Origin of the sequence: Candidatus Accumulibacter vicinus, assembly GCF_000584955.1 — a bacterium.
In the GTDB taxonomy this organism is placed as follows: domain Bacteria; phylum Pseudomonadota; class Gammaproteobacteria; order Burkholderiales; family Rhodocyclaceae; genus Accumulibacter; species Accumulibacter vicinus.
Genome location: NZ_JDSS02000029.1, coordinates 5,316 through 7,111, shown reverse-complemented (window position 1 = coordinate 7,111; position 1,796 = coordinate 5,316). Strand labels below are relative to the sequence as shown.

4 protein-coding genes and 1 pseudogene are annotated in these 1,796 nt (G+C 64.7%); 3 read left to right on the top strand and 2 right to left on the bottom strand.

Annotated elements, in window-relative coordinates; all coding sequences use genetic code 11:
- The coding region (locus CAPSK01_RS23045) for a transposase (protein ID WP_273703712.1) at positions 1 to 318 on the bottom strand (318 nt) is incomplete at its 3' end.
- On the opposite strand from CAPSK01_RS23045, the gene CAPSK01_RS14065 reads away from it, so the two are divergent.
- The 3 genes from CAPSK01_RS14065 to CAPSK01_RS14055 all read left to right on the top strand — a co-directional run bounded on the left by CAPSK01_RS14065 (position 307) and on the right by CAPSK01_RS14055 (position 1,370).
- Entirely contained in the window at positions 307 to 564 is a 258-nt protein-coding gene (locus CAPSK01_RS14065) for a hypothetical protein (RefSeq protein WP_034927921.1), read from the top strand. The two genes, CAPSK01_RS23045 and CAPSK01_RS14065, sit on opposite strands and share 12 nt — an antisense overlap.
- Positions 565 to 715: 151 nt before the next feature.
- The gene (locus CAPSK01_RS14060) at positions 716 to 949 is read left to right on the top strand and encodes a hypothetical protein (protein WP_034927918.1); all 234 of its coding nucleotides are present in this window, start codon (positions 716 to 718) and stop codon (positions 947 to 949) included.
- The gene (locus CAPSK01_RS14055; RefSeq protein WP_034927914.1) at positions 939 to 1,370 is read left to right on the top strand and encodes a PIN domain-containing protein; all 432 of its coding nucleotides are present in this window, start codon (positions 939 to 941) and stop codon (positions 1,368 to 1,370) included. The genes CAPSK01_RS14060 and CAPSK01_RS14055 overlap by 11 nt, the downstream gene beginning before the upstream one ends.
- Here the strand turns inward: CAPSK01_RS14055 and CAPSK01_RS14050 are convergent.
- Positions 1,332 to 1,796 (bottom strand): annotated as a pseudogene (locus CAPSK01_RS14050) (hypothetical protein); the annotation flags it as partial. The gene CAPSK01_RS14055 and the pseudogene CAPSK01_RS14050 sit on opposite strands and share 39 nt — an antisense overlap.

Genomic DNA, 1,796 nt, shown 5'->3' with positions numbered 1-1,796 from the left:
CTGCTCGGGGGCGCGGCTTTCGTGGAAGCTCGCCGCTCCCGAGGCGCCTGCCTCGAAGACCCCCTCGATCACGATGCAGTGGAAATGGACATGCGGATGGAGCAGCGCGCCAAAGCGGTGGATGAAGGCGACCGCGCCGATCCGGGAATCGGCACCCGCAGCTGGGCAGGAGCGGCGTAAGGCCTGTTCCACGACAGACACGAAAATGCGCAACGCCAGGGTCTCGACGGCGGGATCCTGATTGGGGGGGTCGGGATAGGGAGCTGTGACGTCATACCGTTGCTTGCACAAGCTGAGGTGCGGCGTTTGCCGCTGCACTTCCAGCCGTCGCCTGAAAGTGTCGACCGCGAACCGCTGCTGACCGAACCGTTCGCCAAAGCCTGGGCCGCCGGCCGTGCCGGCGATGCATCCGGCACCGCGCGCCGAGGGCTGCCCGATCAGACGTCGGCCTCGCGTGCAACCGCTCATGCGATGTTCACCTCGCGACTCAAGCGCCTGAGCGCGGGGAAGCTGGCGCCGGGCGTCGCAGGCCGCACGCTTGCGCAGCGCCCAGCGATCGGTTGATGCGCCCCGACGAGCCGGTGCGCGCGCGACTGATCGCGCTTCAGGCTTCTGGAGCACTTGCCGATCTGACATTGGATCTCCTCTCCTTCCTCCATTGATTTACACGTAAAATACGTGCAATATTTGTAGATCAATTTTGCTGGAGCCGAGCATGAAACAAAACATCACTCTTTCGCTCGATGCCGGGACGCTGCAACGCGCCCGTGAACTTGCTGCCCGGCAGAACGTCAGCGTCAGTCGGTTTCTCGCGGCGGACCTTGCCGAACAGGTAGATAGCGATCTGCGCTACCAGCAAGCCAAACGTCAGGCCATCGGCTGGCTGCAAGACAGCGCCCTCGAACTCGGCGGCCGGTACCTGAGCCGGGACGATGCCCATGAGCGTTAAGCATCAGTCACTCGCCTTTGTCGATACCAATATCCTGCTCTACGCCCATGACCGCGATGCAGGCCCCAAGCGAGTCGTCGCAGCCCGACTGCTCGCCACGCTTTGGGAAGAGCGCCGGGGAATCGTAAGTCCCCAGGTCTTGCAGGAATTTCTGGTGAATGCCCTGCGCAAACTCAAGACTCCCCTGAATCTTGCCCAGGCTCGCGACATCGTTCGCAGCTACGGCCTGTGGGTCACCCACGACGCCAGCGTCGCCCACATCCTGCGCGGTCTGGAACTGATGGAGCTGGCCGGCTACAGCTTCTGGGACAGCCAGATCATCGCCAGTGCCGAAGCCGCCGGCGCCGCAACCCTTTACAGCGAAGACATGCAGGATGGCCAGTCAATCGCCGGCCTGATCATCCGGAACCCTTTCAACTGAGCGGGTTCGCAGTTGGCAAAGGATACGAAATTCAACGCCCCCAAGCAGGGTCAGCGCCGAAGTCGGTTCGCCAAGGTGGCCGAGAATCTCGCGAATCAGCGGGCCATCGTTGAGGCAGGCGATGATCCGCAGGTCGCCGCCGCACTTGGGGGAGACGAGCGGCAACACTTCATAGATGCGCGCCAGCAGGAGTGCCCAGACGCAACGCGCGGCCTTGCGGTGGGCGGGTTCGGTGGTCGTTCCTCGGGCGTGTTCTGCACGGTCGCGCACGCGACCGTTGCCGAGGCGGTTTCTGCCATCGCGGTCGGCGGTGCCACCTCGGCGGTCACCCCCGCGAGTGCCGTCACCGCCGCCCGCAGCGGCGCGTTGGGTGCCAGTACCCCCGTAGTCACGGTGCCGATGCCGGCGCGGCGGCGGAATCCGCGC

What these genes read in the sequence shown, in the direction of transcription:
- CAPSK01_RS14060 (WP_034927918.1), top strand. Translation starts at nt 716, where the DNA reads ATGAAACAAAACATCACTCTTTCGCTCGATGCCGGGACGCTGCAACGC.
- CAPSK01_RS14055 (WP_034927914.1), top strand. Translation starts at nt 939, where the DNA reads ATGAGCGTTAAGCATCAGTCACTCGCCTTTGTCGATACCAATATCCTG.